This is a genomic window from Paenisporosarcina cavernae, assembly GCF_003595195.1.
GTDB classification, from domain to species: Bacteria; Bacillota; Bacilli; order Bacillales_A; family Planococcaceae; genus Paenisporosarcina; species Paenisporosarcina cavernae.
Window position 1 is genome coordinate 2146814 of sequence record NZ_CP032418.1, and the last position, 26074, is coordinate 2172887.

Genomic DNA, 26074 nt, shown 5'->3' on the forward strand with positions numbered 1-26074 from the left:
CAGTTTTCAAAGAACAAGTTTGAAGTTTTCACTGTCTAGCTCACTCGGCAGTCCGCAACCTCTTTTCCCTACTCCCTCGTCATCAAGATGACGCAGTCGCAGGTCCAAAGTGGTAGTCGGCCTATCATGCCTCATTCCGCTTTTCTTGTGAACCTTCAAAACTGAACGCAAAACGTTAACCGATGAACCGAAGGTTCATCTTCCGTAATTATCCTTAGAAAGGAGGTGATCCAGCCGCACCTTCCGATACGGCTACCTTGTTACGACTTCACCCCAATCATCTGTCCCACCTTCGGCGGCTGGCTCCAAAAGGTTACCTCACCGACTTCGGGTGTTACAAACTCTCGTGGTGTGACGGGCGGTGTGTACAAGGCCCGGGAACGTATTCACCGCGGCATGCTGATCCGCGATTACTAGCGATTCCGGCTTCATGTAGGCGAGTTGCAGCCTACAATCCGAACTGAGAACGGTTTTATGGGATTAGCTCCCCCTCGCGGGTTCGCAACCCTTTGTACCGTCCATTGTAGCACGTGTGTAGCCCAGGTCATAAGGGGCATGATGATTTGACGTCATCCCCACCTTCCTCCGGTTTGTCACCGGCAGTCACCTTAGAGTGCCCAACTAAATGCTGGCAACTAAGATCAAGGGTTGCGCTCGTTGCGGGACTTAACCCAACATCTCACGACACGAGCTGACGACAACCATGCACCACCTGTCACCACTGTCCCCGAAGGGAAAAGCATATCTCTATGCCGGTCAGTGGGATGTCAAGACCTGGTAAGGTTCTTCGCGTTGCTTCGAATTAAACCACATGCTCCACCGCTTGTGCGGGCCCCCGTCAATTCCTTTGAGTTTCAGCCTTGCGGCCGTACTCCCCAGGCGGAGTGCTTAATGCGTTAGCTGCAGCACTAAGGGGCGGAAACCCCCTAACACTTAGCACTCATCGTTTACGGCGTGGACTACCAGGGTATCTAATCCTGTTTGCTCCCCACGCTTTCGCGCCTCAGCGTCAGTTACAGACCAGAAAGCCGCCTTCGCCACTGGTGTTCCTCCACATCTCTACGCATTTCACCGCTACACGTGGAATTCCGCTTTCCTCTTCTGCACTCAAGTCCTCCAGTTTCCAATGACCCTCCACGGTTGAGCCGTGGGCTTTCACATCAGACTTAAAGGACCGCCTGCGCGCGCTTTACGCCCAATAATTCCGGACAACGCTTGCCACCTACGTATTACCGCGGCTGCTGGCACGTAGTTAGCCGTGGCTTTCTAATGAGGTACCGTCATAGTAAGGACAGTTACTCCCCTACCTGTTCTTCCCTCACAACAGAGTTTTACGATCCGAAAACCTTCTTCACTCACGCGGCGTTGCTCCATCAGACTTTCGTCCATTGTGGAAGATTCCCTACTGCTGCCTCCCGTAGGAGTCTGGGCCGTGTCTCAGTCCCAGTGTGGCCGATCACCCTCTCAGGTCGGCTACGCATCGTCGCCTTGGTAGGCCGTTACCCTACCAACTAGCTAATGCGCCGCGGGCCCATCCTGTAGTGACAGCCGAGACCGTCTTTCAACTTCAAATCATGAAATTCGAAGGATTATTCGGTATTAGCCCCGGTTTCCCGGAGTTATCCCAATCTACAGGGCAGGTTGCCCACGTGTTACTCACCCGTCCGCCGCTAAAATCAGAAGAAGCAAGCTTCTTCTTCTTTCCGCTCGACTTGCATGTATTAGGCACGCCGCCAGCGTTCGTCCTGAGCCAGGATCAAACTCTCCATCATAGAGAGCATGATTGCTCATGCTGTTTGCTGGCATCTTAATGATGTCCATTTAAAATAGAAACTTTTGTTTCTAAGTTTTGTTTATGGCTCCGACGGAGGTCGGTTACCGACAAACTGTTATAGTTAACGTTTTGCTGTTCAGTTTTCAAGGTTCAAAAGTAATATTGGAGCGGGTGAAGGGAATCGAACCCTCATCATCAGCTTGGAAGGCTGAGGTTTTACCACTAAACTACACCCGCATTAAATTATAAAGTATGTTGGCGCGCCCGACAGGAGTCGAACCCATAACCTTCTGATCCGTAGTCAGACGCTCTATCCAATTGAGCTACGGGCGCAAGTTTTGGTGCGGCCGAGAAGAGTCGAACTTCCACGGGATTTCTCCCACTAGGCCCTCAACCTAGCGCGTCTGCCATTCCGCCACGACCGCTCAGTTATTTTAGAGCCAAGTTCTATTATACGCTCTGATTATGAAATGTCAACAACTAAAATGGTGAGCCATGAAGGACTCGAACCTTCGACCCTCTGATTAAAAGTCAGATGCTCTACCAACTGAGCTAATGGCTCAAAAATGGCTGGGGTACCTGGATTCGAACCAGGGCATGACGGAATCAAAATCCGTTGCCTTACCGCTTGGCTATACCCCAAAAAATGGCGGTCCCGACGGGAATCGAACCCGCGATCTCCTGCGTGACAGGCAGGCATGTTAACCGCTACACCACGGGACCAAATAATGTGAGAAAAACGTTTTTCTCTAAAGAAACTATGTACTAAATACTTCATCAGTATGTAACGTCACGCAACGCTCTATTCCATCTTTTTTAAAAAGAAATGACCCCTACGGGATTCGAACCCGTGTTACCGCCGTGAAAGGGCGGTGTCTTAACCGCTTGACCAAGGGGCCAGATGGCTCCGAAGGCAGGATTCGAACCTGCGACCAACCGGTTAACAGCCGGTTGCTCTACCACTGAGCTACTTCGGAAAAGAACGTTTATCATCACTCATGTGCGAGTCGACTTTTCTTATTATAGAGAGGACTTTATGTGGAGTCAACACTTTTCCGTATAATTATCTTCAACTTTTTTCTGATACATATTGGAGACGTCCTGAACACTTTCCGCACACGTATTTTTCCACATTCATTTTAATTTTCCGTTTATAGTCCAACCCGCAAAAGGTGCATTTATATAGATGGATTTTCTTCTCGCTTTTATCTTTTCGTTCTATTAACATGGAGCAAAATCTCGGTGCCTTTGATACTTTTAGTAAGTTTCTGAAATCTGCATCGCGGTGTTTATAGCCTTTCCCTTCTCGATGAAGGTGATAATGACATAACTCATGACGTATGACACCATCTAATTCCTCCATTCCGTGCAAAGAGAACACTGCAGGATTTATTTCAATCGCAGAAGTTTTCAGCAAGTATCTACCTCCAGTTGTTCGTAACCGATTGTTGAACGTCGCCTCATGAAGAAATGCTTTATGAAAAATTTCGAGGGAAATTATCTCTACTAATTTCTGTAATTCTTGATTCGTCATTCGTACCCTACCTTTGAAAAAACAGGACAAAGTTTCCTCTGTCCTGAAAAAATTTACTTACTCTGATTTCTTCGGCGGTAACATCGTTAAAGCGATTCTACCTTTTTTCACGTCCACTTGGTCAATCCATACTGTTACAATATCACCTAGTGAAACTACATCTAAAGGATGTTTAACAAAACCATTTTTCAATTTCGAAATGTGTACCAAACCGTCTTGTTTTACTCCAATATCTACAAACGCACCGAAGTCGACGACATTTCGAACTGTCCCTTGAAGTTCTAATCCTTCGTATAAGTCTTCCATTTTTAATACATCGGTTTTTAACAGGGGTTGAGGAAATGCTTCCCTCGGATCTCGCATTGGTCGCTTAAGCATTTCCACTACATCTAAAATGGTCACTTCTCCTACCTCTAATTCAGTTGCGAGATCGGTAATCGATAATTCATCCAATTTTGAGATAGCTACTTCTTTTCCAATATCCTTTTTGGAAAGTCCAGCTTTTTCTAAAATGTTTTCCGCAAGTTTATAAGACTCTGGGTGAATCCCTGTTGCGTCTAGCGGGTTTTTCCCTTCCGGTACACGTAAGAATCCGATTGCTTGTTCATATGTTTTCGCACCTAAACGAGGGATTTTCTTTAACTCCGTCCGTGACGAGAATTTTCCTTTTTCATCGCGAAGTTTTATGACATTTTCAGCAACCGTTTTTGATAAGCCCGAAACATACTGTAGCAATGATGCAGATGCGGTATTCACATTCACACCCACCTGGTTAACTGCTGTTTCTACAACGAATGTTAATGATTCATTTAATTTCTTTTGAGAAACGTCGTGTTGGTATTGCCCAACACCTACAGCCTTTGGTTCAATTTTCACTAACTCAGACAACGGATCTTGAAGGCGGCGCGCAATTGAAACTGCACTGCGTTGTTCGACTTGTAAATCTGGAAATTCGGATCTTGCTACATCAGAAGCTGAATAGACACTTGCTCCTGCTTCATTGACAATCACGTAAGCAGTCTCCCCATCTTGTTCTTGTAAACAAGATGCGATAAATTGTTCCGTTTCTCGAGAGGCAGTTCCATTCCCTATAGCGATAATGGAAATCGGATATTTCGACAACACATCTAAAACCTTTCGCCTTGATCCTACAACATCCATTTTGGGAGCATGTGGGTAGATCGCCGAAACTTCTAACATTTTCCCCGTTTCATCGACTACTGCAAGTTTACAACCAGTCCGGTAAGCTGGGTCTACTCCAAGTACCATCTTCCCTTTCATTGGTGGTTGCAATAATAAGTTTTTAAGATTTTCCGAGAAGATGTGAATTGCTTGATTTTCTGCTTTTTCCGAAAGCTCATTACGAATTTCTCGTTCAACGGATGGTGCAATCAATCGTTTGTATGAATCGTCAATCGCTAGATGAATTTGTTCTACAATATCCGCTTTCTTAGAGTGCAACCATTCATTTTCCATTAGTGTTATAACTCGATCCACTGGCGCAACAATTTGCACGCGCAAGATATCTTCTTTCTCTCCACGATTTAATGCAAGTGTTCGGTGTGGAACAATCTTTGCAACGGGCTCGGAGTAATCATAATACATTTCAAAAACACTTTTTTCATCTTTCTCCTGGTCTTTTACTTGTGATTGGATGGTCCCAACTGTTCTCGTTAATTGACGAATTTTTTCCCTAATTTTAGGATCATCTGCAAATTGTTCTGCTAAAATATCCCGTGCACCTTGCAACGCGTCTTCTATAGAAAGAACTTCTTTTTCTTCAGAAATGAATGTTTCTGCAAATTCCTCCAAATTAGTCGGATAATTTTCAGTAAGGATGCTATCTGCCAATGGTTCTAATCCTTTATCTTTGGCAATCGTTGCGCGAGTACGACGCTTCTGCTTAAACGGACGATAGAAATCCTCCACTCGTTGCAAGACAGTTGCTTCTCGAATGTTTTTTTCCAATTCTTCTGTAAGCTTTCCTTGTTCATCAATTAATCGAACTACTTCTTCTTTTCGATCATTTAGCTGCACGATATATTTATATCGATCTTCGATTTCTTTAATTTGCACTTCATCTAACGAACCTGTTGCTTCTTTACGATATCTCGCAATAAAAGGAACCGTATTTCCATCATTTAATAATTCGACTACCGTTTTAACTTGGTGAACTTTTGAGGAAGTTCCTTTTGCAATCTGTTCATATAATTTTGTTTCAGCCATAAAAAAGCTCCTCCCTACAATCAAGCTTACTCATTCTTTCGTAAGCACCGCCTCATTATACCATTTTTGACCCAACCATTTGTCTACATTCATGCATGAACACCTAGAAGAGTAGGATATTCAGTTTAACGGTTCTTCTTTTGGAAATAAGAAAGAGGCACGCCTCCTTCCAGTAGAATCAACTACGCATTTCGCTTCGAACGATTCACAAGAACCGAAAATCGATGTACTCGATGCCGCGATGCGTCTACCTGAAGACTACCGTATTCCTCTCTTGCTTAAATACATGGACGGCTGGAAGGAAAGAGAGATTGCGGACATGCTGTCACTCAACATCAACACCTTAAAATCCAGGCTGACGAAAGCAAAAGCATTGATGCGCGAAGCTTATGGAGAGGGATAAGGAGGTCAGACTATGGAAAAGTGGGAACAAGATTTGAAGAAGGTCACAACTGAACAACATGACTTAGATGACGTATGGATGTCCATTGAACAGGAACTTAAAAAAGATCAACAAAAAATGAGGAGGAGATCTCTAATGAAACGAACTTGGATGGCAAGTATTGCCGCTCTTGTTCTCGTCATTGCAGCTGTGTTGTTTTTTTCACAAAATACTCAAGCACCTGAGCAAGCAATCGATGAGCAGCCCGAAGAGCAAACGAACGGAAATAACGGTACAACAGACGAAGTAGAAGAAACTGACGAAGAGCCGTCTAATGAAGAATCATCAAACGACGAGCCTACTACTGAAGAACGTATTGCTGAAATTAATCAAACCCATCCTGAAGAGAAAAACGTCCCACTTGAAATTGAAGGGACAACAGAACAAATTCCAATGGTTCGCGTCATACCCGGTAACTTCGCTTATCTCTTATATGCCGATGAAGTGCGCTACGATATTTCATTCGACCAGACTGAACTTGACGATACAGCGACTTTCATTACTGCACGCGATCAAGTTGGAAATGGCTATCCAGAAGTGGGACTTCGAATCGAAACTGTTGCTGATAAACAACCCACTCAAGTGGCTTCTGAACAAGCAAATATACTTCAACAGCGCTTTCCTGATGCAGAACTTATTTCAGACATCGTCACAGACCCTCTAGATGCTTACACACTCCATGCCCGTGCAGGTAATGAACCTTCAAGCGAAGTAGTGACCATCTATATCCTTAAAGAGCAATATGAGAATCTCACGATCGTCATTACTCAAACGGTCTTCCTTGAAGCGCAAGAAGGTCATGGCGCAAGGTTCCATGCCATGTTGAAAACGTTTGAAGTGCTGGAATAAACGGGAATAGTGTGAGTACGTGAAGGGGGCCATAAAAAGATGCGCAAAAGAATACTCTATGTACTCTTCCTTACGGCATTGATGATAGGGCTGATTTATTTCCTGTCTTCCGATTTAGTACCTCAAAAACCCGGTGAACTCGTTGACGAAGAAGAAATTGACCCAAATAAATCGGCCACGGAACAAGAAGTGATTGAACTTCCAGATCTGAGTGAGTTTGCAGAGACGAAAGAGATGGCCCTTGAAATTGAAGGGACTCAAGAGAAGCTTGAACTTACGCGTCATTCTGATCAAGATAATTCATATGTCATCTATGTAGATGAAGAACGTTTCACTTTTGAAGACGGGCTGACACAAACGATTACAGCTAATGAATCACCCTTATCTAGTTTATCTATTGAATTCGTTCCGGATCAAACCATTACATCTCTCGCCGACACTCGCATGCAACAGTTGCGCGAAGACTTTCGTGTTGGAGGCCTCGAGGAAGTCACAGATCCACTGGAAGCATTTAGTCATACAGGGACAAGCGATAGTGAACGCTTCACCGTCTATCTCCTTGAAAACCCGGGTAAAACAGGTGTTTTCGTATTAACTGTACTCCATCCTCTTGCCGCTTCGGAAGGCTTTGGTGTTCGTTTAGACGCTATGGCGGGAACCTTCTCGATGATTGATACACGCGAAACAAAATAAAGACACATATCCGGACTGCTGAACCGGACATGTGTCTTTTTGTTATAGTTCGTCAAAACCGTTATCGGCCACATTCACCTTGACGTATTGTCGCGATTTCTGCTCGAAGAAGTCCGTCTTGCCAAGGTCCACTTCTTCGTAAGCTTTGATCCAGCGCAGGGGATTTTGCCTCACTTGAGGATACGGTTTTTCTGCACCCAGTTGATTGCATCTGACATTCGCCATAAATCGAATGTATTCTTCGACATCGTCTACATCTAAACCTTCAATCTTTGAACCTATCACTTCATATGCCCAATCAATTTCAAGCTCGGCTGCTTCTCGAAATGTCGCTGTCACTTTCGCGCGTTGTTCCGCTGTATCGAGGTGAGGGTGTTCATCTAAAAGTGTTTGATAGATCTTCACGAATAAATCCACGTGCAGTTGTTCATCTCGATTGATGTAGTTAATCATCGTACTGGTCGCCACCATCTTCTGATGACGTGCCAAGTGATAAAAATACGCAAACCCTGAATAGAAGAATAGCCCTTCCAAGATGACATCGTAAATCACCGCATCAAGTAATCCTTCCACGGTCGGTTGCTCCGCAAACGCTTGATAGCCTGATACCACAAAACGATTTCGAGACTTCAAACTTTCTTCCGTTCGCCAGTAATCAAAGACTTTTTTCTGTTCCGCATCACTCACAAGGCTCGATAACACATACGAATACGAATGGTTATGGATGACTTCTTGTTGGGCCAAGATAATCATGAGGGCGGAAAGACTAGAATCCGTCAGATAGTCCGCTACTTTCCCTGCGAAGTCTGTCTGCACACTATCGAGCAATGCAAGAAGCCCAATGATTTTCAAGAACGATTCACGTTCATCTTGTGAAAGCTCTGGAAACTGGCGAATATCTTGGCTCATGTTGATTTCAAACGGTGTCCAGAAATTCCCGAGCATCTTTTTGTATTTAGGATACGCCCAGCGAAACCGAACATCATCCCAGTTCAATATATTTGAAGATTCTCCGTTCACAATACCTGTCGAACGGTTGGGTGCCGTTTCATCGAGTAGTACTCGTTTTGCTAGTGTCATATTTTCTCCTCCTTAACTTGAACACGAATCACAATCGATCAGTTCGATGGATGTGGATCGTACATAGTATGTGGATTTCATCTTGCTCTTCCAAGCATCTAGGTGAAGAGCCAACAGTTCTTTCGCTTGAATCGTGTTTTGAACGTAAAAGTTTAAAGATATACTTTGGTCGATATGCTTCTGACGAGCGGCATTTTGACGAATCGTCCAGTGCTGGTCAATGTAATACGCTGACTTGTAATACCATGTCGTCTCTTCATTCAAGTCCGGTGCGGTGACGGGAATCTTGTAATCTTTCTTTTCTTCGGAGTAGACCTTCTGGAAGATCGGGTCAATGCTTGCTGTTGTTCCTGCAATGATGGCTGTTGAGGAGTTCGGAGCCACCGCCATTAAATAGCCGTTACGTATTCCTGTTGTCGCCACTTGTTCTTTCAGTTGCTTCCACTTCTCTTCTGTATATCCTCTTTTCCCGAAGTAGGCACCTGTTTCCCAGTCGGACCCTTCAAATAAAGGATACGTCCCTCGTTCTTCTGCTAGATCGGCAGAGGCTTTGATGGTCAGCCATGCAATTTGCTCGTAAAGTTCATCCGCAAACTTTGACGCTTCTTTTGACTCCCAACGAATTCCTTTCTTCACAAGCAGATGATGCCACCCAAATGTGCCCAGCCCAATGCCGCGATAACGCTGATTTGTCCGCTTCGCCTGTGGGACGGGTAGTTCATTCAAATCAATGACATTGTCGAGCATGCGAACTTGGACTGGAATTAAGCGCTCCAGTACATCATCTTCAACTGCCCGAGCCAGATGGATCGACGACAAGTTACACACCACAAAATCTCCTGGAATGCGTTTCGTTACGATGACATCGTCTTCAATGGCTGTCGACTGAAACGTGGTGGCCGACATGTTCTGCATGATTTCTGTACAAAGGTTGCTTGAGTAAATCATCCCCGCGTGTGAATTAGGATTCTGACGGTTCACTTCGTCTCGGTAAAAATGAAATGGCACGCCGGTTTCGAGCTGACTCTTCATCACGCGCTTCATGATTTCTATAGCCGGCACGGTGTCACGCGTCAATTCAGGATGAGCAACACACGCTTCATACCTCGTGCGAAATGTGCCTCGGCCATCGAACTCGTCATAGCTGTCTTCAAGAGAAAATCCCATGACAGTTCTCACTTCATAAGGGTCAAACAAATGCCAGTCTTCTCGTGCTTCTACTTTTTCCATAAAGAGGTCAGGTAGACAGATGCCTGTGAAGATATCATGTGCCCGAAGTCGCTCGTCACCGTTGTTGAGGCGGAGATCAAGAAACGCGAGAATATCTTTATGCCATGCATCGAGGTAGACTGCAATAGCCCCTTGACGCTGACCCAGTTGATCCACACTGACTGCGGTGTTGTTCAGTTGTTTGATCCATGGCACAACACCACTCGATGCATTTTTGAACCCTCGGATGCTCGAACCTCTGCTACGCACTTTGCCCATGTATACACCTATCCCACCACCATACTTTGATAACGTGGCGACGTCGGTATTGCTGTCGTAAATGCCTTGTAAGCTATCATCGACGGTATCAATAAAGCAGCTCGACAGCTGACCATTTGGTTTCCCTGCATTCGCAAGAGTGGGCGTCGCAACTGTCATATAGAGATTACTGAGTGCCCAGTAAGCTTCTTTGATCTTTTCAAGGCGATGTTCTGTCTCGTGTCGGTGCAATGTCATGGCAATCATCAGCCAGCGTTCTTGTGGAAGCTCGACTACTTGCCGATTAAAATCACGCGTCACGTAACGGTCGACTAACGTCTTCAATCCAATATAGGTGAATAGTTGGTTGCGCGATCGATCGAGCCAGGTGCTCATCTCCGTGAGTTCTTGTTGAGTGAAGCTCGAAACGACTTCTGCTTGATAGAGCCCTTTCGCTGCCAACCGATTTGCTTCTCGTGCGAAGACCTGGTGAACATGATCGACTTCAACCCCTCGTGAAGCTGCCACCTGGTGATACAGTTGTTGTTCATAGAGACTGGCTGCTACAAAGGTATAGTGTGGGTTTCGTTCATCGAGTAAGCTGAGGGCTTCTAAGATCATAGCTTGTTGCCAGGCGTCCTCCGCGCCTTGCGGGTGACGAATCTTCCAGCGCTTAGAGACACGCCAAAAATCGTCAAGTTGTTCAGCAGTAAACCGCTGTTTCAATTGTTCTTCACTACGGAAAAGTGTGTGAGTCTTCATGGGGCTTCCTCCTTTTTGACACAAAAAAGCGACGGCTCACCTTTTCAGGGAACCGCCGTTTGAAAACGACGAAAAAACGCGTAAGACCGCTACCGGCACGTTCGCGTTCCCTTCTCAATCCCCGAAGAAGGTGAAGCTCGTGCGAGAACAGGCAGGTCTACTGGCTTGTGCATCTTCCTTCTGCCGTGCCTTCCCACGTTCTCACGCAGTGGCTTGTGTTGGCAGTCGTCCGCACTTACAGTTGCGGGGACAGCTCCGGTTTTTCACCGAATTCCCTATTAAACCATAGATATGGTACCTGTAACTCGCTAAATCACTAAATGTTGTGTACTTGTGTTTATTAAACCATAGATTGAGTGGGAAAGGAAGACTTGACTTTTGGAGTTAAGGGTGGGATGGGGATTCGGGTATTGTGGAGGTGTGTTTGGCAATTGTGGCGGCCGGTTCGGGCATTATGGCGAGAGATTCGGTAATTGTGGCGGGAGATTCAGTCTATGCTGATTCTATGTAAACCTTTTATTACTCAAGATCTTCCTAATAAAATCTTCAACCAATTAAGAAAATCCGGCCGATAAACCCGGCCGGACCTTTTTGAACTATTTCACATCTGATATTTTATAGTGTATCCCAGATACACCCTTGTACGATTCAGGATACATACCCGCTCCACATTGATCGGATTCAAACATGGGAGCGACATCTTGGTCGCCACCCTCATCAAGTCGATCCATTTCACGGACGACGTCATAGGAGATCAGTTCAGTTGTATCACAGAGGAGACAGATGTATTTCACTTTAGCCGGTCTCGCCTTAGGCGAACTGGCCTTTTTCTTCTTTCGACCCTTGCTGACTGGTGAGATAATTAATCATCCTCTCTAAGTATTTCTTTGTATTATCGCATAACGCCACCCTTATCGTCAGTACACCCTCCTGTAGACAGACCTCTCCCTTGAACACGAAATGGTTTTCGCATTTTGGGCACACCAAAGGATCTGGCTGATTGTTTACGAGAAACTTTTCACGCCAGTTACGCTTACGGATCTTAGCTCCAGTCTTCACAAACCATTTTTTGACCTCTTTTTGCCATTTTGTAAGTAGAGCTTTTACCTTCGCTTTTCGGTTTCTTGCATACATGCCATAATGACGAATCGTCTTGAACTGTTCATCAGGAATATGACGGATCAATCTCGTGATAAACTCTTCGACTGTCACAATCTCTGTCTTTTCAAGACCATCGGTCTTGTCCTTATAGCTGAAAGTAACCATCTCTCCATCATATGCCACGATCCGATTGAGACCAATCGCAGGTCGTCGCATATAACGTCCTATGTAGCGTAACTGTTCTTGAACTTTACCTTTCTGTTTTGGCGCATGCACATAGAAGCCGTCCTTGTTATTGTTGTAGGCAGCCTGCAGTCTCGATTGGACTTGTCTCTTCTCTCTAGCATCCAGATTTCTTCGAATTAGCTTCAGTACGACGGTCTGCCATTGTTTCCTTAACATCGCGAACGGGATGAAGTTGTAGTCCACATATTCTCCTTTTAGATTGATGCCTCCCATGCTGACAAGCATATGGACATGGGGATTGAAGTTCACTTGCGAACCAAATGTATGAATACCCGATATGATACCTGGTTCAATCTTTGCCTTTTTCCAGAAGAAATCTTTGATGATTCGAGCGGCCTCATCCATCAACTCTTTAAGTAAATGAGGATGCAATAGAAACACATCTCTCAAGCCCTCATCAATGGTAAAGATGACGTGGCGATGATTGACCTGAATTACTTCATTGGCTAGGATACGGCTCCATTCTTCACTCTCACCAACAGAACAGGTGGTACAAAATCTCCCCTTACAACGATAGGCTACCTTTTTGGTCTCATGACAACCTTCGCAGACGAAGAGTTTGAAACCATTTACGACCTTCCCACATCCTTCAAACTTTTTTACCTCTTTTAAGACCACCGGTCTTACACGCGTTCCGTGCTTTTGAATAAATTTTTCCCAATGACGATGTTGGTCAAAAAATATGAGTTTTAAAATGTTAGTCTCCATAATGCAAAAATACCATGAACACAGGGCTCATGGCATTAAAATTTATATACTTTCTTATCTTTTGAAAAAACCTATACGGAAGTCCCGTATAGGTTAGAAGTTATTGAAGTAAGCTTCCTGCAATAAACGTGGCATCGTCACCATGTTCAATCGTTTGAATCAGCGTTTGATGAAGGTCATTTGCCCCTCTACTATTCCGCAGAAGAGTTCTAGGGTTGTTCAATACGACACCATCCGAATGCATTAAAAACAAATCACCAGGTTGGTATTTATAGGTCTGTGTATGAATTTTTGTCGGTCGACCTGATAAATACCCCATAACAGGAAGAGGGTAGACCATCTTTTCGTCTGTTTGATGCGTTAAGTAAAACTTAATATTCCCAACACAACTATAAGCAATCGTCTTTTCTTTAAAATCCACTTTTACAATAGCTACAGCAGCACCACGTTTTTGGAACATCTGTTCATTTGAACGCAAAAGAAGACTATCAATTGATTCGTGATGATACTCTTCCAGTATTTGAGGAATGATTTCAGAAGATCTTCTTGCTCCTGGTCCATTGCCTAATCCATCAGCAATTGCACAAATGAAATATTCTTCATTCATGAACGTGAAGTACGCATCACCCGACTCGTCATTTCCTTCCTTTGCCTCTTGGTAAACAAACACTTCTAAAAAAGGATGTATAATTTGATTCATTACGAAGCACCACCAGCTGCTAATATTGCGTCTTGTAATTTTTTAATTGCTTTCCGTTGTAATCTGGATACATGCATCTGCGAGATTCCGAGTTTTTCACCGGCTTCTTTCTGACTAAGTTGTTCGATGTATGTATATTGTATGACTTCCTTCTCACGCTCAGATAGAACACTCAATGCATTTGCGACCAACATACGTTGATCTGTTTTCTCGTAGCCATCGTCTGCTTGTCCAATAACATCAAACAATGTAACCGTACTACCATCTGAATCAGATTCTAAAGAATGGTCCATCGAAAGCGCTTGGTAGGATTTCCCCATCTCCATTGCTTCCAATACATCGTCTTCATCGACCTGCAAAAACTCTGCAATTTCATACACTTTAGGTGATCGTTGCAGTTCTGTTGTTAACGTTTCAACCGCAGCCTTGATACGAGGTCCAAGCTCCTTAATTCTTCTTGGAACATGAACTGCCCAAGTTTTATCTCGAAGGAACCGTTTGATTTCACCAATAATCGTCGGAACGGCGAAAGCTTCAAATGTTCTTCCAAAACTTGGATCGTACCGTCGGATTGCACCTAATAGACCAAGCATTCCGACTTGAACAATATCTTCATGATAGGATTTACCGTTCGAATATTTACGTGCGATTGACTCGACTAAACGTTTATAGTTTAATACTAACTTCGTTTGGGCTTCGTCATCTTCATTCTCTTGGTATGCTTTAATCCATTCAAGGATTTGTTCTTTTGACTCATGTTCAGGAGGAGATAGTTTCGACATTTTCTTCCACCTGCTCATCACCGACATATTTTGTCATAAAGACCGTTACGCCTTCTTGGTGGTGTACCTTCACCTCATCCATTAATGTCTCAATTAAGTAAAGTCCAAGGCCACCTTCTCGAAGGAATTCCACTTCTTGTTGTTCGTGGTAAGGGCCAACTTTTTGTTTCGTTTCTTCGAAATTAAAGCTTTTCCCATGATCAGCTACCATAATTTCAATTTTATCTTCATAAAGAGCACAGCCTACAACTACTTCACCTTCATTTACATCCGCATAAGCATGTTGTACTGCATTCGTAATCGCCTCACTTGAAGCAATCTTTAAATCTTCAATATCGTCATACGTAAATCCAATTCTGCTCGCTAGTCCGGAAATCGTTAATCGTGCTACACCTACATATTGAGGTTTGGCAGGAACACGAATTTCTACATAATCGAATGGTCTCATTAGTCGTTGCCACCTTTTTGTTGATCGTCTATATTCATAATTTCGCCTAATCCCGTGATGTCAAAAAGACGTTTCAATCGAGATGACAGTCCAGTTAACGTTACTTTTCCACCATGTGCATTCACATTTTTGAAAAAAGCAACAATCACTCCTAGACCCGTACTATCCATATAATTTACCTCTTCAAAATTTAGTGTTGCTTGAAGATTTTCATTCACATCTACTTCTGCTAACTTTTCACGAAGAATTGGCGCGGTAAAAGCGTCGATTTCTCCTGCAATACGAACTTCAGCATTCTCATTCTCTTGAAAAATTTTAACTTCTATATTCATCCAGGACACCTCATCAGTTTATATGTATCTTTTACAAGTTGTAGTACATACATACCACAAAACCTTCAATTCGAAACATTTTTACGAAACTCGTTTAAAAATGACAAGCGTGAAATCATCTCGAAGTTCAAAATGCTGCATTTTTTCCAATTCAACGAACACTTGGTCCACGATTTTTTGAGCAGGTTGATCCTTCATTTTTTCAATCATTTTAGTGATGGTTTCTTGTTCAATGAATCCATCATCTGAACGACACTCGGTTACTCCGTCTGTCATCATCACAACGAAGTCTCCCACTTCCATTTTCACGTCATACTGTTGGTAGTCTACGTTAGGTACAACCCCTAGCAATAAACCTTTCGCATGCAATTCACGGAATTCTCCTTTTTCACTATCGTAAAAAAGGGCCGGCTCATGTCCAGCAGAAGCATATGTGAATGTGGAGTCGTCTACATTGTATCTCCCATAAAACATAGAAATAAACATATCATCCGTCACACTTTTTTCCACAATTCGGTTAATAACATCTAGGACTACCTTTGGATTTGCATTTAAATCATGAAAACTGTCCATTCCGTATTTGACCATGGACATGCAAAGAGCTGCTGGAATTCCTTTACCGATGACGTCCGCCACCGCAACACCAGCATGTTTTTCATTGTCGCTTAAGAAATAAATGTAATCGCCATTCATCTTTTTTGCAGGAACGGAGATTAACCCAATGTCTAATCGTTCGACATTGGGCACTCTCGTTTTTAATAATGTTTCTTGAACATTCGCTGCAAGATCCATTTCCACTTTCATTTCTTCTTGTTTTTCTAACAGACTTTGATGTTCGCGATGGGCTAAGCCGTAACGAATCATCATTTCTATCAACAAATCGAATGAATGCCAAACATTGAGCGGCAAATCAGGAAACATTTCTTCTAGAGCAGACTTATGTATGCTAATAACTTCTTCAGGTGCAATGTTCTTCTTAATCAATTGTCTGCTAAAATTTTGACCCGCATAAAGGTTTTGTTCCGTTTGTCTCATGACATATTGACGTAAAATCTCTTTATACTGTCTTTCTACTTCCTGAGGCAATTAGAAAACCCCCTATCTAAGCCATTTTGTAGCTTTAATGACAGTTCCTTCACCGAGGACCGTATCCACTTTAAAGTCATCCATTAAGCGTTTAACACCTGGCATTCCAGCACCGAGACCGCCGGAGGTAGAAAATCCATCCTCCATCACTTTTCGTACATCTGGAATTCCTGGGCCTTCATCTGAGGCGATGATGATAATGCCTTGTAATCCACTTTCTGAAACGCGTTCAATTTCAATTTTGCCTTTGCCGGCATATAAATAAATGTTTCGAGCGAGTTCACTAATTGCTGTCGTAATCCTTGCCTGGTCGACTGTACCGAAACCTACTTCCTTCGCTTCATTACGTCCCAGTTGTCTAGCGGCAACAATATCCCACTCGGTCAAAATCTCAACAGAAGACCGATGTACCATCTCTAGACCTCCAATTCTCTTTGGAGTTTTTCCAGACCATTTTCTAAATCAAGAGCAGTCATTACATCTTCTAGTCGAATACCTAGTTCAATTAATGTTATTGCAACTGCAGGTTGAATTCCGGTAATGACGACTTTCGCACCCATCAAACCTGACATGCTAATAACGTCTCCCAAAACTTTTGCAATGAAAGAATCGATGAAATCGATAGGAGTTAAATCGATTACTACTCCTCTAGCACTCGTTTCATGCATCTTATTCAATAAATCCTCTTGGAATTGCAAAGCAGTCTGATCATCTAACTCCCATTGAATGGACACAATCAAAACGTCTTTTAATTTTAAAATTGGTATTCTTAAATTCACGCTTCTTCCACCTCCACGATTTGACGGTTTGTCCATGCTAACGCTTCTTCCATTCCACGTTGAAGGGTACTCGTTGTCGTAAAGTCACGTAAGTTGATACCTAACGCAACAATTGTTTGTGCAATTTCTGGACGAATTCCTACTAACATACACTTCGCACCGACTAAACGTACTGCATCTGCAGCTTGAATAATATGATGCGCAACCATCGTATCAACAACAGGTACACCAGTGATATCAAGCAAGACTACTTCCGAACGATACTTCACTACGCCTTCTAATAAATTTTCCATGATTAACTTCGCACGTTCCGTATCAATCGTACCGACTAAGGGCATGACAGAAATCTTATCAAACACTGGTATAAGGGAAGCTGAAAGTTCTTGCAATGCAATTTTCTGCAGTTGAACCGTACGTTCCCATGTTTTCGCATACGTTTCGACAATGCCGTCTCGCATTGGCGTAATCCAATCTGTGAAAATATCCAAATAGTCTTTAATGTTCTCTTCCGTGATTACTTTTTCCTTTTCCATCTCTTGATACACAATAGTAGAGAAATTCGTGATCCCTTTTAATACAAAACTAATCGACCAACCAAAGCGAACCACTTTTTGCGTAAATTCATTTAACCGATTTTCATAATGTTTTTCCGAATCAAAAAGATTGGAAACCATTAACTCTGCAAATTCTCGACTTGTACGTTCAATTACATCATCGGACATTATATGAAAGAAACGTTCCTCTGAATCATCTTTCATTTGCACTAACCATTTTTCTAAAATTTCATCTATATTATCATTGATGAAATGTGCCATTTTCCTGTTCATCTAAATAAGGCCCCTCCTTGAAATGAAAACTACTTAACTCTATTGTATCGGAATTTTGAAAAAAGAACACGTAAATCATTTTTAACACGTTAAACGGTATTTTAAACGTTTACAAGAAGATGTATTTTAGAAGAAAAATCTTCCTAAAATAGCCATTTAACATGTAAAAAACATCTTTTGAGGAGTATCAAAAGATGTTTGTTCTATGTATTAAAATTTGACTAAGCCGATGCTAATTTCTAACGCTTCATCTACTTTTTCCATCACTTCATCGTCTAATTGTGTGATTTTGTCTGTTAGACGTGATTTATCAATCGTTCGCAATTGTTCCAACAGTATGACGGAATCCCGTTCAAAGCCATACTTTTTTGCATCTATCTCTACATGTGTTGGCAACTTTGCTTTTTGAATTTGCGCTGTGATAGCAGCAATGATCACCGTCGGACTAAATCGATTGCCAATATCATTTTGAATCACCAGAACGGGCCTCGTACCACCTTGCTCTGACCCGATCACTGGTGACAAATCTGCAAAAAAGACGTCTCCTCGTTTAACGTTCAAAATGTCATCCTCCGCTTACGAGACGCTCCCACGTATGCTCTGCTTCATACTCTAAGTGCAAGCTTTCACTTGCAAGCGTTAAATTGATGTGGGACATTTCTACGTATCCACGCATCATCGCTTCTCGTATAAGATTTGGTTCCACTTGATTAATTACCTTTTTTGTCGAAATATAAACATACTCTTCTTGGCTCACGGCGTTGTTCAATGAGCTAATATCCGTTGCATAGTTTCTTGGAAGACGCACAATGACTTCCTTTGTTTTTCTGTTTTTATTCACAGCAAACACCTCCGACAAACCCGTTCCTATTTCGCTACTTTTCTATCATAACATCCAAAAGATGACATGAGAAGACATAGAAGGAAACTTTCTGACAATTTTTTTGTTGTCGGAGTCGCTATTTAGTTGTTCTTCAACACTCTTGGCACACGTTTCGTTAGTAGACATGGAATTTCATAACTGATGGTGTTCAGCTTTTTCGCCCATTCGTCTATTTCAATCGTTTCGTTCCCTTGCTGGCCAATTAAAGTAACGGGCTCATTAATAGGATAGGACTTATCCAGTAAAATCATACATTGATCCATGCAAATTCTACCGATAATTGGCATTCTTTTCCCTTGGATTAATACCTCTTGACCACTCAATCCTCTCAAGACACCATCTGCATAGCCAATAGGTATTGTTCCGATCCACTCGTCCTTGGGAGCTGTATACGTTGCACCGTAACTAATAGTCGACCCTTCTGACACTTTTTTTACATGAACAAGTTGTGTGTGCAAGCTAAGAGCGGGTTTCATTTCAAACGGCATTGTTTCCTTCACATAATTGGATGCTGGCAACCCATACATAGCAATACCATAGCGGACACCTTGAAAAATCGCATTCTTTTTTGTGATGCTCGCTGCACTGTTACTCGCATGGATGAACGGGACAGGCGTTGGAAAGAGACGCAACATGTATTGAAACGTCTCTAATTGTTGATCAAACTTTTGCGTGTCTTCTTCATCCGCTGTCGCAAAGTGAGTGTAAACACCTTCCACTTGAATGGTAGGTCGCCTTTTAAGTACTTGAAGAATCTCGGTCAACTCTAACTCTGAACGAATTCCTAAACGTCCCATTCCTGTGTCTATTTTCAAATGGATCCGAAGGGGTTTTACCAACTCTTGGACTTCGTTGATCCACTCCGCTTGAAAGACCGTTAAGATAATATTTTGTTGTGCAGCAATGTTGGCAAATGAAACAGGTGATGCGCCGAGGACAAGAATGTCTGCTTGAAAGCCAAGATTTCTAAGTTCAATTGCTTCATCTGGCGTTGCAACTGCCAACATGGTAGCACCTGCCGCTAGTGCAGCTTTGCTGACAGCCTCCACGCCATGCCCATATGCATCTGCTTTTACAACTGCGATGATGTTGGTTTCATCTGGAAGAACCTTTCGCAAGGACACGATATTGTGCGTAATTGCTTTTAGATCAATTTGTGCATAAGTTGGTCGGTATGTTGGTAGTATCATGGTGAACCTTCTTTGTCGAATAGATTATTTTACTGTTTCTGGCTGTAATGAAGCCGCTACAGCAATCATTTCTTCTTGAGTCATGGAATTAGATGCTAGGAAAAAGTGCATTCCATCATGCTCCCATGCCACGGAGTTTTCTGTAATCGCGCCGATTGCAACTCCTAAATCAGCTGGATCTCCTGCTGCAAAAACTGGTACCACTTCCGCAGTTTCGATCGGTTGACTTGATTGAATAATAGTGAAGGAACGATCTCCGCCATAGGTCAAAATAATTCGATCGCCTGCGTCACTTTTAACGACTTTCTCATCTAGCTTCGTCACGCCTTCCCAACTCATCGTTGGATAATGTGTTTTTAGTTCTGGCACTTCCATATCCGCGCTTACAGCTTTTTCTTCATCTGTGCTCTGTTCCATATTAACATCAAAGTCACTTGCGGCACGTGTTTTACCTAACGTAATTTTTTCGAACGTCAAAATAATTTGTTCTTTTTTGTCTTGATCAAATAACAACACTTTTGTCGGTAGCAATGTTTTTTTACTAACAATAATATCTTGTGAAGGTAATAGTTCCTTTTGATTGTTGCGTGTCGCTGTGTGGAAAATATACGATTTTTTTGTTTCTTCCATTTTAACTGACTTGTCTGCTGCCAAGTCGCCAGCAAGTGACCCGATTAAATATGCTTGGCTATTTTTTTGCGGCCAATCACTTTTAAATTTGTACGTTTTCCCGAGCGTTGGGGAAGAAACAAATACACCGTCTTTATTGCGGGTAATTGTTTGCATCATTTCTTCCTCATTTTGTGTCACATTTACTCGGAAAAAGTCAGGTTTTGTGTGCCAAACATCTACGTCGTACACTCTTGCCTCCGTACCAGTTCTTATTTCCATTTTAGCTTTCGCATCATACCCTTTGGTGTCTACCCACTTCTCTGTCACTTTTTCAAGCACTTCTTCCGGGGAGTCTTTTCCACAACCACTAAGTAAAGAGCCTAACAGAACTAGCACGGCACCCCATGCCCATCTCTTTTTCACGCTGTCATCCTTTCCCATTTCGTATTATTACGTTATGAGAATTGTCCGCGCTTTATTCAACAAGAATAACTTGTGCCGCTGCAAATTCTTTCGAGTGGGTTATCGAGACAAACCCATTCACCTTCTTTTTCTTCACGACAAGGAATGGTTTGCCAGTTGCTTCTTTTTGTATCTCGATGTCTTGGAATGAATACTCAATCCCTATTCCCGTTCCTACTGCTTTTACAAATGCCTCTTTCGCAGCGAAACGACCTGCCAGAAATTCTACTTTCCGGCTATCCGAAAAATCTTTCCACATTTCCTGCTCTGCACCCGTCAATATACGGCGATAAAATTTATCCGATTTTAGAAGAAGTTCTCTAATTCTTGGGATTTCTACAATATCTAGTCCAATACCTGTAATCATACATACTCTCCTTTTACGTCCCTCTCATTTCCATGTATAATTCAAGACAGACTAAAGAGGTGACAAAATGTTTATTCGCAATGAAAAATTCAAAGAATATCTTGCAAAATACCCTGTTGTATCTGGTTTAATTGCACTGAATATTATCGTACATATACTCGCTAGTTTCCGATTTGGAGAATTTTCACTCTTCCAATGGGGCGTTGGTGCTAATTATTTAATCGGAGATGGAGAATGGTGGCGACTGATCACGCCAATGTTTTTACATGCAGGTTTTTTACATTTACTATTTAATATGTTCTCACTATATCTTTTTGGACCTGAGTTGGAAAGGTTAACGGGAAAAGTACGATTTTTAACCATCTATTTCCTTGCTGGACTATTCGGTACAATTCTCACTTACTTGCTACAAGATGCAAATTACGTGCATGTAGGTGCAAGTGGGGCAATCTTCGGTATATTCGGCGCATTTGGAGCTTTGGTATATTACACCCGCAAAGCATTTCCAGGACTCCGTCAAATTATTTTACCGATTATCGTGATTAGTGTGATTATGACATTCCTGCAACCCAATGTGAATGCGACTGCACATATCACCGGTCTTGTCGTCGGGTTTTTAATCGGTTTAAGCTTTTTCCATCCTAAACGTATTGTTAGTTGGAAAAAAAAATCACCGATTCGACGTGTGAAGTAAGGCGAATACAGGAGATATTCTAGAAAAACTCAAAAGCGGTTACGAGCCATCACTCGTAACCGCTTTTTTATGGTCGAAACCAGTTCATGATCGAAACGACTTGCTTTTCTTCCATGTACGGAAGCTTTACCTTAGTACCTAATACACTCGATTTAATCGTTGTTTTAATTGAGGCAAGCGATTTTCGCCTTGCAAAAATACTTTGAGAAAGCTCCATCGATTGTACCCTTCTTTTTTCAATTAAAAACGTGCGTAAACTAATCCCTCTCGTTCTCATCGCTACAACTTTATTGTTTGTCGCAAATGCAGTAGATCGATGTTGCCAAATACCAATTCCCACGACAACTGGCAGTAAGAGTAGACTAAATAATCCGTACGGAAAGAAAAAATAGCTGCATGCAGCCACCGCTGGAACCATCCATAGGAAGTCTAGCCGAAAGAAAAAGGCACGAGCTCGTGTTGGGGAGTGCTCCCACTCTTTAGGCCATTCATATGTCGGAAACAGTTCCGGAAGTAAGCGTTTCGCTTTTTCTGTTTTGATGAGTGGAAACAATTTTACTTTGGCTTCCTCTTCTTTCAACCCGCCTCCTGCACTTTCAATCATCACGGTACAGTAGCCAAATAATTGACGTAACGGATTTTCATGAAGCTGAATTCCTTGCACACGTTCAAAAGGTACAGCTACTTTTTTCTTTTCAAGTAATCCTCGAGAAATAGTAAGTTGATGGTCGCTTCGCCAAATAGTGAATTGATGGAAATTAATGAGTGTCAGTAGAACGGAAAGCAACCATCCAATGAGAAGCACGATAAATACGATCGTGATGACAATAATCGCGCCAAAATGTAGAAACGCTACTAGTTCACTATAAATTGCTTCATACGGTATAAGTTCCGAGAACTGCGACAGAAAGACGGCTATACCTGAAAAGACTACGCCAATTCCTCCTGATGTGGTAGCTAAGAGAAGTAAATCCTTAGTAGCCATCTGGTAAAACGGCTTACGCTTCTCTTCATTCTCCAAAGTCTCATCTGTTCCGTGGAAAGTCACCTGCTTTTTTCCTTGTTTCGCGTCTTCAATATAACGTTCAAGCGCTTCCGCGTCTTGCAAGGTGATGGCGGTCAATTCCGCTTCTGATTTGTCCATGATATTCGAGCTTGCTGTTTCGATTTTCACTTTGATGAGTTTAAGCGGTCTATGTAAGATTCCTTCTGTAAAAGTTAGACTTTGGATGCGTTCAAATGGAATGGTACGGTTTTTTTTCACGAATAGTCCGTATTGCATGTGTAGTTCATCTTCGTCCACCCAGTACATGAAGCGTTTCCATTTGATGACTCCAGATATTCCGACAAATAGTAGCGCTGCTAATCCAATGAGTGCAGGAATTCTGTCCCACCAACTACCTTGTGTAAACGCATCGAGGTTAAATCCGTTGGCGATGAACAAAAAGAGAAATGGCAGCAGAAGCTCCTTCAAGCCTTTTAGGAAATTGAGTACCGCTGAGACGGGATGCAATTTGTAGCGTTCATTAGAGATCATCTTCAATCACCCTCGCTAATATCGAAATTCGTTGTCGGAGCTCATTTGCTTCCTCTGTCACTAGCATGGGAATGGAGTGATCGGTTGCGGCAGTCGAAATTGAGATGCTCGCCAAATTGTACAGGCGTAAAATTGGTCCTTGTTCGATATCGACATGTTGCACACGCACCATCGGAACGAGGGTACGTTTCATGACAAATAATCCATGTTGTACTTCGATTTCTTGGTCACGTACTTCGTACCGCCATCTGCTGTAACGAATTTTCGGGAATAAATAGACAACGAAATATGCAAGTAAAAGAACTACAGCCGCTAACACTGCGTATATCCAAAACTCACCTTTCAAAAAATACGTTAACACCATGCCCCCTGCTGCCAATAATGCGGCGATGGCCACTTGGATAGCTCCGTAAATTCTCCATACATGCAGACTTTTCGGGGATAAATGATTACTCGGTTCATTTTTCATGTTCCACACCAACTTTCTACTATCTATACGATTCAGTTTACAAGTAGTTTCATGGAATTGGAACAACTGGAGAGAAATCGTGGATTTGTGAGGAGACATCGTAGGAGTGTCGGGAATAAATTAGATGGTTGGTGAAATTAGGAAAATGTCTCAGGAATTATCGATTTTGTCTCGGAAAGTGGGTGAAATGTCCCCGGAATCGATGATTTTGTCCTAGGAATGGACTTGAATGGCTCGGAAATCAACTATTTTGTATTGGGAAACATTTTGCTTCGCTAGTTTTCAGTAATAAAAAAAGCACCTCTCCGAAGAGAAGTGCTTTCGATTAAATTAAGAGTCTTTGCGTGAAGTTGTGCGTGGACGTCCACCGCGTGAACCACCATCGCGTGATGCTCCATCACGAGATCCGCCACCGTCACGACGGAATCCGTCACGGCTACCACTTGCACTACCGCTACGACGAGAGCCATTGCGGTCAAATCCGCGTCCGCCGCCACTGCTGCGACCTCCGCTACGATTACCTTTGTATCCGCCGCCTGAACGACCACCGCTGCGACCATCACGACGCATAGGAAGTGGACGCTCTTCAGTGATAGAAACCGGTGTTTCATCTGGCTCACGAGTCATCGATTTGATTGCAGCTGCAATTACATCGATTGCTTCGTGTTTTTCAAGTAATTCTTCTGCGAATGTACGATAATCACCTAAGTTGTTTTTCGCAACCATTTCGTTCAACGTGTCTACTGCTAGACGTTGTTGTCCAACTAGTGCTTCATCCGTTGTTGGTGGACGTAGTGGTGACATGCGTTTTTTCGTTGTATCTTCAACAATTCGTAAATAGCCCATTTCACGAGGTGTTACGAATGTTACTGCGACACCGCTTTTACCAGCACGGCCAGTACGACCGATACGGTGAACATAGCTTTCTGGATCTTGTGGAATATCGTAGTTGTATACGTGTGTAACTCCCGAGATATCTAATCCACGTGCTGCTACGTCTGTAGCGACTAAAATGTCGATTTTATTCGACTTAAACTGTTTTAAAACAGACATACGCTTCGCTTGCGATAAATCTCCGTGAATTCCCTCTGCAATGTATCCACGAATACTTAATGCGTGAGACAACTCATCCACGCGACGTTTTGTACGACCGAAAACAATTGCAAGTTCTGGTTGGTGAACGTTAATAATACGAGATAACACGTCGAATTTTTCACGTTCATGAGCTTTCACGTAGAACTGTTCAATGTTTTCTACTGTCATTTCTTTTGATTTAATTTTTACTTCTTCCGGGTTTTTCATGAAGTTTTCAGCAATTTTACGAATTGGTGCAGGCATTGTTGCTGAGAATAAAAGTGTTTGACGATCAGAAGGAACGTTTTCAAGGATTGTATTGATATCTTCAATGAATCCCATATTTAACATTTCATCTGCTTCATCTAAAACAAGTGTATTTACATTTTCTAGTTTTAACGTACGACGGTTAATATGGTCTAGAATACGACCTGGCGTACCAACAATAATTTGCGGCTTGTTTTTAAGCGCACGAATTTGACGGCTAATATCTTGTCCACCATAAACGGAAAGAATTTTCACACGTTTGTCATATCCAATTTTATAAAGTTCTTCTGATACTTGGATTGCGAGTTCGCGAGTAGGTGCGATGATTAGTCCTTGGATGGCAGGGTTTTTCGGGTCGATTTTTTCAATTAAAGGAATACCAAATGCGGCTGTTTTACCAGTACCAGTTTGTGCTTGGCCGATAATGTCTTTGCCTTCCATTGCAAATGTAATTGTTCCTTCTTGAATTGGGGTTGCTTCTTCAAATCCCATACGATTGACGGATTTAAGTGTAGAAGCGCTAATGTTTAGTTCTGAAAAGTTTGTCAAAATTTCAGTCTCCTTTATGATTTCATTTGACAAATGGTTACATTTTCAGAGGGGACTTAAATTTAAAGGAAAGCCCGGTGTCTTTCCGAGCGGTTCAATAAAGTAGTAAGTGGGTTGGTCCAAAAAAAAGAACT

The 26074-nt window shown here is 42.6% G+C and carries 25 protein-coding genes, 8 tRNA genes, 1 rRNA gene and 1 riboswitch; of the genes, 4 read left to right on the forward strand and 30 right to left on the reverse strand.

What is annotated here, in order from left to right; all coding sequences use genetic code 11:
- Positions 1 to 218 precede the first annotated feature (218 nt).
- The 11 genes from D3873_RS11030 to D3873_RS11080 form a co-directional block, all read right to left on the reverse strand.
- Positions 219 to 1772, reverse strand: a 16S ribosomal RNA gene (locus D3873_RS11030).
- Between the two features lie 165 nt (positions 1773 to 1937).
- A tRNA-Gly gene (locus D3873_RS11035) sits at positions 1938 to 2011 on the reverse strand.
- Between the two features lie 19 nt (positions 2012 to 2030).
- Positions 2031 to 2107: transfer RNA gene (locus tag D3873_RS11040), tRNA-Arg, on the reverse strand.
- A 6-nt stretch (positions 2108 to 2113) separates the two neighbouring features.
- A tRNA-Leu gene (locus tag D3873_RS11045) sits at positions 2114 to 2199 on the reverse strand.
- A gap of 61 nt (positions 2200 to 2260) precedes the next feature.
- Positions 2261 to 2336 (reverse strand) — tRNA-Lys (locus tag D3873_RS11050).
- A gap of 5 nt (positions 2337 to 2341) precedes the next feature.
- Positions 2342 to 2416: transfer RNA gene (locus D3873_RS11055), tRNA-Gln, on the reverse strand.
- 5 nt (positions 2417 to 2421) lie between these two features.
- Positions 2422 to 2497 (reverse strand) — tRNA-Asp (locus D3873_RS11060).
- 104 nt (positions 2498 to 2601) lie between these two features.
- Positions 2602 to 2673: transfer RNA gene (locus D3873_RS11065), tRNA-Glu, on the reverse strand.
- A 3-nt stretch (positions 2674 to 2676) separates the two neighbouring features.
- A tRNA-Asn gene (locus tag D3873_RS11070) sits at positions 2677 to 2751 on the reverse strand.
- 92 nt (positions 2752 to 2843) lie between these two features.
- Positions 2844 to 3308, reverse strand: coding sequence for a SprT family protein (locus tag D3873_RS11075; protein WP_119884065.1), 465 nt, complete (start codon positions 3306 to 3308; stop codon positions 2844 to 2846).
- A gap of 57 nt (positions 3309 to 3365) precedes the next feature.
- On the reverse strand, positions 3366 to 5534 hold the full coding sequence (locus D3873_RS11080; RefSeq protein WP_119884066.1) for a Tex family protein: 2169 nt from the start codon (positions 5532 to 5534) through the stop codon (positions 3366 to 3368).
- Positions 5535 to 5754: 220 nt separating this feature from the next.
- Between D3873_RS11080 and D3873_RS13700 the strand changes: the two genes are divergently transcribed.
- The 3 genes from D3873_RS13700 to D3873_RS11095 are packed head-to-tail and all read left to right on the forward strand — an operon-like array spanning position 5755 to position 7518.
- Positions 5755 to 5937 (forward strand): RNA polymerase sigma factor, encoded by a 183-nt coding sequence (locus D3873_RS13700; protein ID WP_420799003.1) that lies wholly within the window; start codon positions 5755 to 5757, stop codon positions 5935 to 5937.
- 12 nt (positions 5938 to 5949) lie between these two features.
- Positions 5950 to 6825 carry a hypothetical protein gene (locus D3873_RS11090; protein ID WP_119884068.1) on the forward strand — a complete coding sequence of 292 codons (876 nt, stop codon included), beginning with the start codon at positions 5950 to 5952 and terminating at the stop codon, positions 6823 to 6825.
- 39 nt (positions 6826 to 6864) lie between these two features.
- Positions 6865 to 7518 (forward strand): hypothetical protein, encoded by a 654-nt coding sequence (locus tag D3873_RS11095; RefSeq protein WP_119884069.1) that lies wholly within the window; start codon positions 6865 to 6867, stop codon positions 7516 to 7518.
- A 42-nt stretch (positions 7519 to 7560) separates the two neighbouring features.
- On the opposite strand, the gene D3873_RS11100 is transcribed toward D3873_RS11095, so the two are convergent.
- The 16 genes from D3873_RS11100 to acpS form a co-directional block, all read right to left on the reverse strand.
- Entirely contained in the window at positions 7561 to 8598 is a 1038-nt protein-coding gene (locus tag D3873_RS11100) for a ribonucleotide-diphosphate reductase subunit beta (protein ID WP_119884070.1), read from the reverse strand.
- 12 nt (positions 8599 to 8610) lie between these two features.
- Positions 8611 to 10827: a ribonucleoside-diphosphate reductase subunit alpha gene (locus tag D3873_RS11105; RefSeq protein WP_119884071.1), complete on the reverse strand. Its 2217-nt coding sequence runs from the start codon at positions 10825 to 10827 to the stop codon at positions 8611 to 8613.
- 134 nt (positions 10828 to 10961) lie between these two features.
- A riboswitch (cobalamin riboswitch) is annotated at positions 10962 to 11144 on the reverse strand.
- Between the two features lie 493 nt (positions 11145 to 11637).
- On the reverse strand, positions 11638 to 12882 hold the full coding sequence (locus D3873_RS11110; RefSeq protein WP_205536262.1) for an IS91 family transposase: 1245 nt from the start codon (positions 12880 to 12882) through the stop codon (positions 11638 to 11640).
- Between the two features lie 100 nt (positions 12883 to 12982).
- On the reverse strand, positions 12983 to 13582 hold the full coding sequence (locus D3873_RS11115; protein WP_119884072.1) for a PP2C family serine/threonine-protein phosphatase: 600 nt from the start codon (positions 13580 to 13582) through the stop codon (positions 12983 to 12985).
- On the reverse strand, positions 13582 to 14364 hold the full coding sequence (sigB, locus tag D3873_RS11120; RefSeq protein WP_119884073.1) for an RNA polymerase sigma factor SigB: 783 nt from the start codon (positions 14362 to 14364) through the stop codon (positions 13582 to 13584). Before sigB ends, D3873_RS11115 begins: the two co-directional genes overlap by 1 nt.
- Positions 14342 to 14812 carry an anti-sigma B factor RsbW gene (gene rsbW, locus D3873_RS11125; protein ID WP_119884074.1) on the reverse strand — a complete coding sequence of 157 codons (471 nt, stop codon included), beginning with the start codon at positions 14810 to 14812 and terminating at the stop codon, positions 14342 to 14344. The genes sigB and rsbW overlap by 23 nt, the downstream gene beginning before the upstream one ends.
- The gene (locus D3873_RS11130) at positions 14812 to 15144 is read right to left on the reverse strand and encodes an STAS domain-containing protein (protein WP_119884075.1); all 333 of its coding nucleotides are present in this window, start codon (positions 15142 to 15144) and stop codon (positions 14812 to 14814) included. Before D3873_RS11130 ends, rsbW begins: the two co-directional genes overlap by 1 nt.
- Before the next feature lie 81 nt (positions 15145 to 15225).
- A complete protein-coding gene (locus D3873_RS11135) occupies positions 15226 to 16230 on the reverse strand; it encodes a PP2C family protein-serine/threonine phosphatase (protein ID WP_119884076.1) in 1005 nt (334 codons plus the stop codon).
- Positions 16231 to 16242: 12 nt separating this feature from the next.
- On the reverse strand, positions 16243 to 16644 hold the full coding sequence (locus D3873_RS11140; protein ID WP_119884077.1) for an anti-sigma regulatory factor: 402 nt from the start codon (positions 16642 to 16644) through the stop codon (positions 16243 to 16245).
- 2 nt (positions 16645 to 16646) lie between these two features.
- Complete coding sequence (locus D3873_RS11145) at positions 16647 to 17009, reverse strand: STAS domain-containing protein (RefSeq protein WP_119884078.1); 363 nt, start codon at positions 17007 to 17009, stop codon at positions 16647 to 16649.
- Positions 17006 to 17836, reverse strand: coding sequence for an RsbT co-antagonist protein RsbRA (locus D3873_RS11150; RefSeq protein WP_119884079.1), 831 nt, complete (start codon positions 17834 to 17836; stop codon positions 17006 to 17008). The genes D3873_RS11145 and D3873_RS11150 overlap by 4 nt, the downstream gene beginning before the upstream one ends.
- A 210-nt stretch (positions 17837 to 18046) precedes the next feature.
- Entirely contained in the window at positions 18047 to 18397 is a 351-nt protein-coding gene (locus D3873_RS11155) for a type II toxin-antitoxin system PemK/MazF family toxin (RefSeq protein ID WP_119884080.1), read from the reverse strand.
- A gap of 4 nt (positions 18398 to 18401) precedes the next feature.
- Complete coding sequence (locus D3873_RS11160; protein WP_205536264.1) at positions 18402 to 18677, reverse strand: transcriptional regulator; 276 nt, start codon at positions 18675 to 18677, stop codon at positions 18402 to 18404.
- Between the two features lie 122 nt (positions 18678 to 18799).
- Positions 18800 to 19909, reverse strand: a complete 1110-nt coding sequence (gene alr, locus D3873_RS11165; protein ID WP_119884082.1) for an alanine racemase — start codon at positions 19907 to 19909, stop codon at positions 18800 to 18802.
- Positions 19910 to 19933: 24 nt separating this feature from the next.
- Positions 19934 to 20944 (reverse strand): LolA family protein, encoded by a 1011-nt coding sequence (locus D3873_RS11170; RefSeq protein WP_119884083.1) that lies wholly within the window; start codon positions 20942 to 20944, stop codon positions 19934 to 19936.
- Positions 20945 to 20996: 52 nt separating this feature from the next.
- The gene (gene acpS, locus D3873_RS11175) at positions 20997 to 21350 is read right to left on the reverse strand and encodes a holo-ACP synthase (RefSeq protein WP_119884084.1); all 354 of its coding nucleotides are present in this window, start codon (positions 21348 to 21350) and stop codon (positions 20997 to 20999) included.
- A gap of 67 nt (positions 21351 to 21417) precedes the next feature.
- Here acpS and D3873_RS11180 point away from each other — a divergent pair, with 67 nt between their 5' ends.
- On the forward strand, positions 21418 to 22044 hold the full coding sequence (locus D3873_RS11180) for a rhomboid family intramembrane serine protease (protein WP_119884085.1): 627 nt from the start codon (positions 21418 to 21420) through the stop codon (positions 22042 to 22044).
- 67 nt (positions 22045 to 22111) lie between these two features.
- Here D3873_RS11180 and D3873_RS11185 read toward each other — a convergent pair whose 3' ends face one another.
- The 3 genes from D3873_RS11185 to cshA all read right to left on the reverse strand — a co-directional run bounded on the left by D3873_RS11185 (position 22112) and on the right by cshA (position 25940).
- Complete coding sequence (locus D3873_RS11185; RefSeq protein ID WP_205536265.1) at positions 22112 to 23581, reverse strand: PH domain-containing protein; 1470 nt, start codon at positions 23579 to 23581, stop codon at positions 22112 to 22114.
- Positions 23571 to 24050: a PH domain-containing protein gene (locus tag D3873_RS11190; RefSeq protein WP_119884086.1), complete on the reverse strand. Its 480-nt coding sequence runs from the start codon at positions 24048 to 24050 to the stop codon at positions 23571 to 23573. The genes D3873_RS11185 and D3873_RS11190 overlap by 11 nt, the downstream gene beginning before the upstream one ends.
- Before the next feature lie 330 nt (positions 24051 to 24380).
- Positions 24381 to 25940, reverse strand: a complete 1560-nt coding sequence (cshA, locus tag D3873_RS11195; RefSeq protein ID WP_119884087.1) for a degradosome RNA helicase CshA — start codon at positions 25938 to 25940, stop codon at positions 24381 to 24383.
- Positions 25941 to 26074: the final 134 nt, after the last annotated feature.

Coding starts and splice junctions, on each gene's coding strand:
- D3873_RS11075 (WP_119884065.1), bottom strand. CDS start 3,308: ATGACGAATCAAGAATTACAGAAATTAGTAGAGATAATTTCCCTCGAA.
- D3873_RS11080 (WP_119884066.1), bottom strand. CDS start 5,534: ATGGCTGAAACAAAATTATATGAACAGATTGCAAAAGGAACTTCCTCA.
- D3873_RS11090 (WP_119884068.1), top strand. CDS start 5,950: ATGGAAAAGTGGGAACAAGATTTGAAGAAGGTCACAACTGAACAACAT.
- D3873_RS11095 (WP_119884069.1), top strand. CDS start 6,865: ATGCGCAAAAGAATACTCTATGTACTCTTCCTTACGGCATTGATGATA.
- D3873_RS11100 (WP_119884070.1), bottom strand. CDS start 8,598: ATGACACTAGCAAAACGAGTACTACTCGATGAAACGGCACCCAACCGT.
- D3873_RS11105 (WP_119884071.1), bottom strand. CDS start 10,827: ATGAAGACTCACACACTTTTCCGTAGTGAAGAACAATTGAAACAGCGG.
- D3873_RS11110 (WP_205536262.1), bottom strand. CDS start 12,882: ATGGAGACTAACATTTTAAAACTCATATTTTTTGACCAACATCGTCAT.
- D3873_RS11115 (WP_119884072.1), bottom strand. CDS start 13,582: ATGAATCAAATTATACATCCTTTTTTAGAAGTGTTTGTTTACCAAGAG.
- sigB (WP_119884073.1), bottom strand. CDS start 14,364: ATGTCGAAACTATCTCCTCCTGAACATGAGTCAAAAGAACAAATCCTT.
- rsbW (WP_119884074.1), bottom strand. CDS start 14,812: ATGAGACCATTCGATTATGTAGAAATTCGTGTTCCTGCCAAACCTCAA.
- D3873_RS11130 (WP_119884075.1), bottom strand. CDS start 15,144: ATGAATATAGAAGTTAAAATTTTTCAAGAGAATGAGAATGCTGAAGTT.
- D3873_RS11140 (WP_119884077.1), bottom strand. CDS start 16,644: ATGGTACATCGGTCTTCTGTTGAGATTTTGACCGAGTGGGATATTGTT.
- D3873_RS11150 (WP_119884079.1), bottom strand. CDS start 17,836: ATGAACAGGAAAATGGCACATTTCATCAATGATAATATAGATGAAATT.
- alr (WP_119884082.1), bottom strand. CDS start 19,909: ATGATACTACCAACATACCGACCAACTTATGCACAAATTGATCTAAAA.
- acpS (WP_119884084.1), bottom strand. CDS start 21,350: ATGATTACAGGTATTGGACTAGATATTGTAGAAATCCCAAGAATTAGA.
- D3873_RS11180 (WP_119884085.1), top strand. CDS start 21,418: ATGTTTATTCGCAATGAAAAATTCAAAGAATATCTTGCAAAATACCCT.
- D3873_RS11185 (WP_205536265.1), bottom strand. CDS start 23,581: ATGATCTCTAATGAACGCTACAAATTGCATCCCGTCTCAGCGGTACTC.
- D3873_RS11190 (WP_119884086.1), bottom strand. CDS start 24,050: ATGAAAAATGAACCGAGTAATCATTTATCCCCGAAAAGTCTGCATGTA.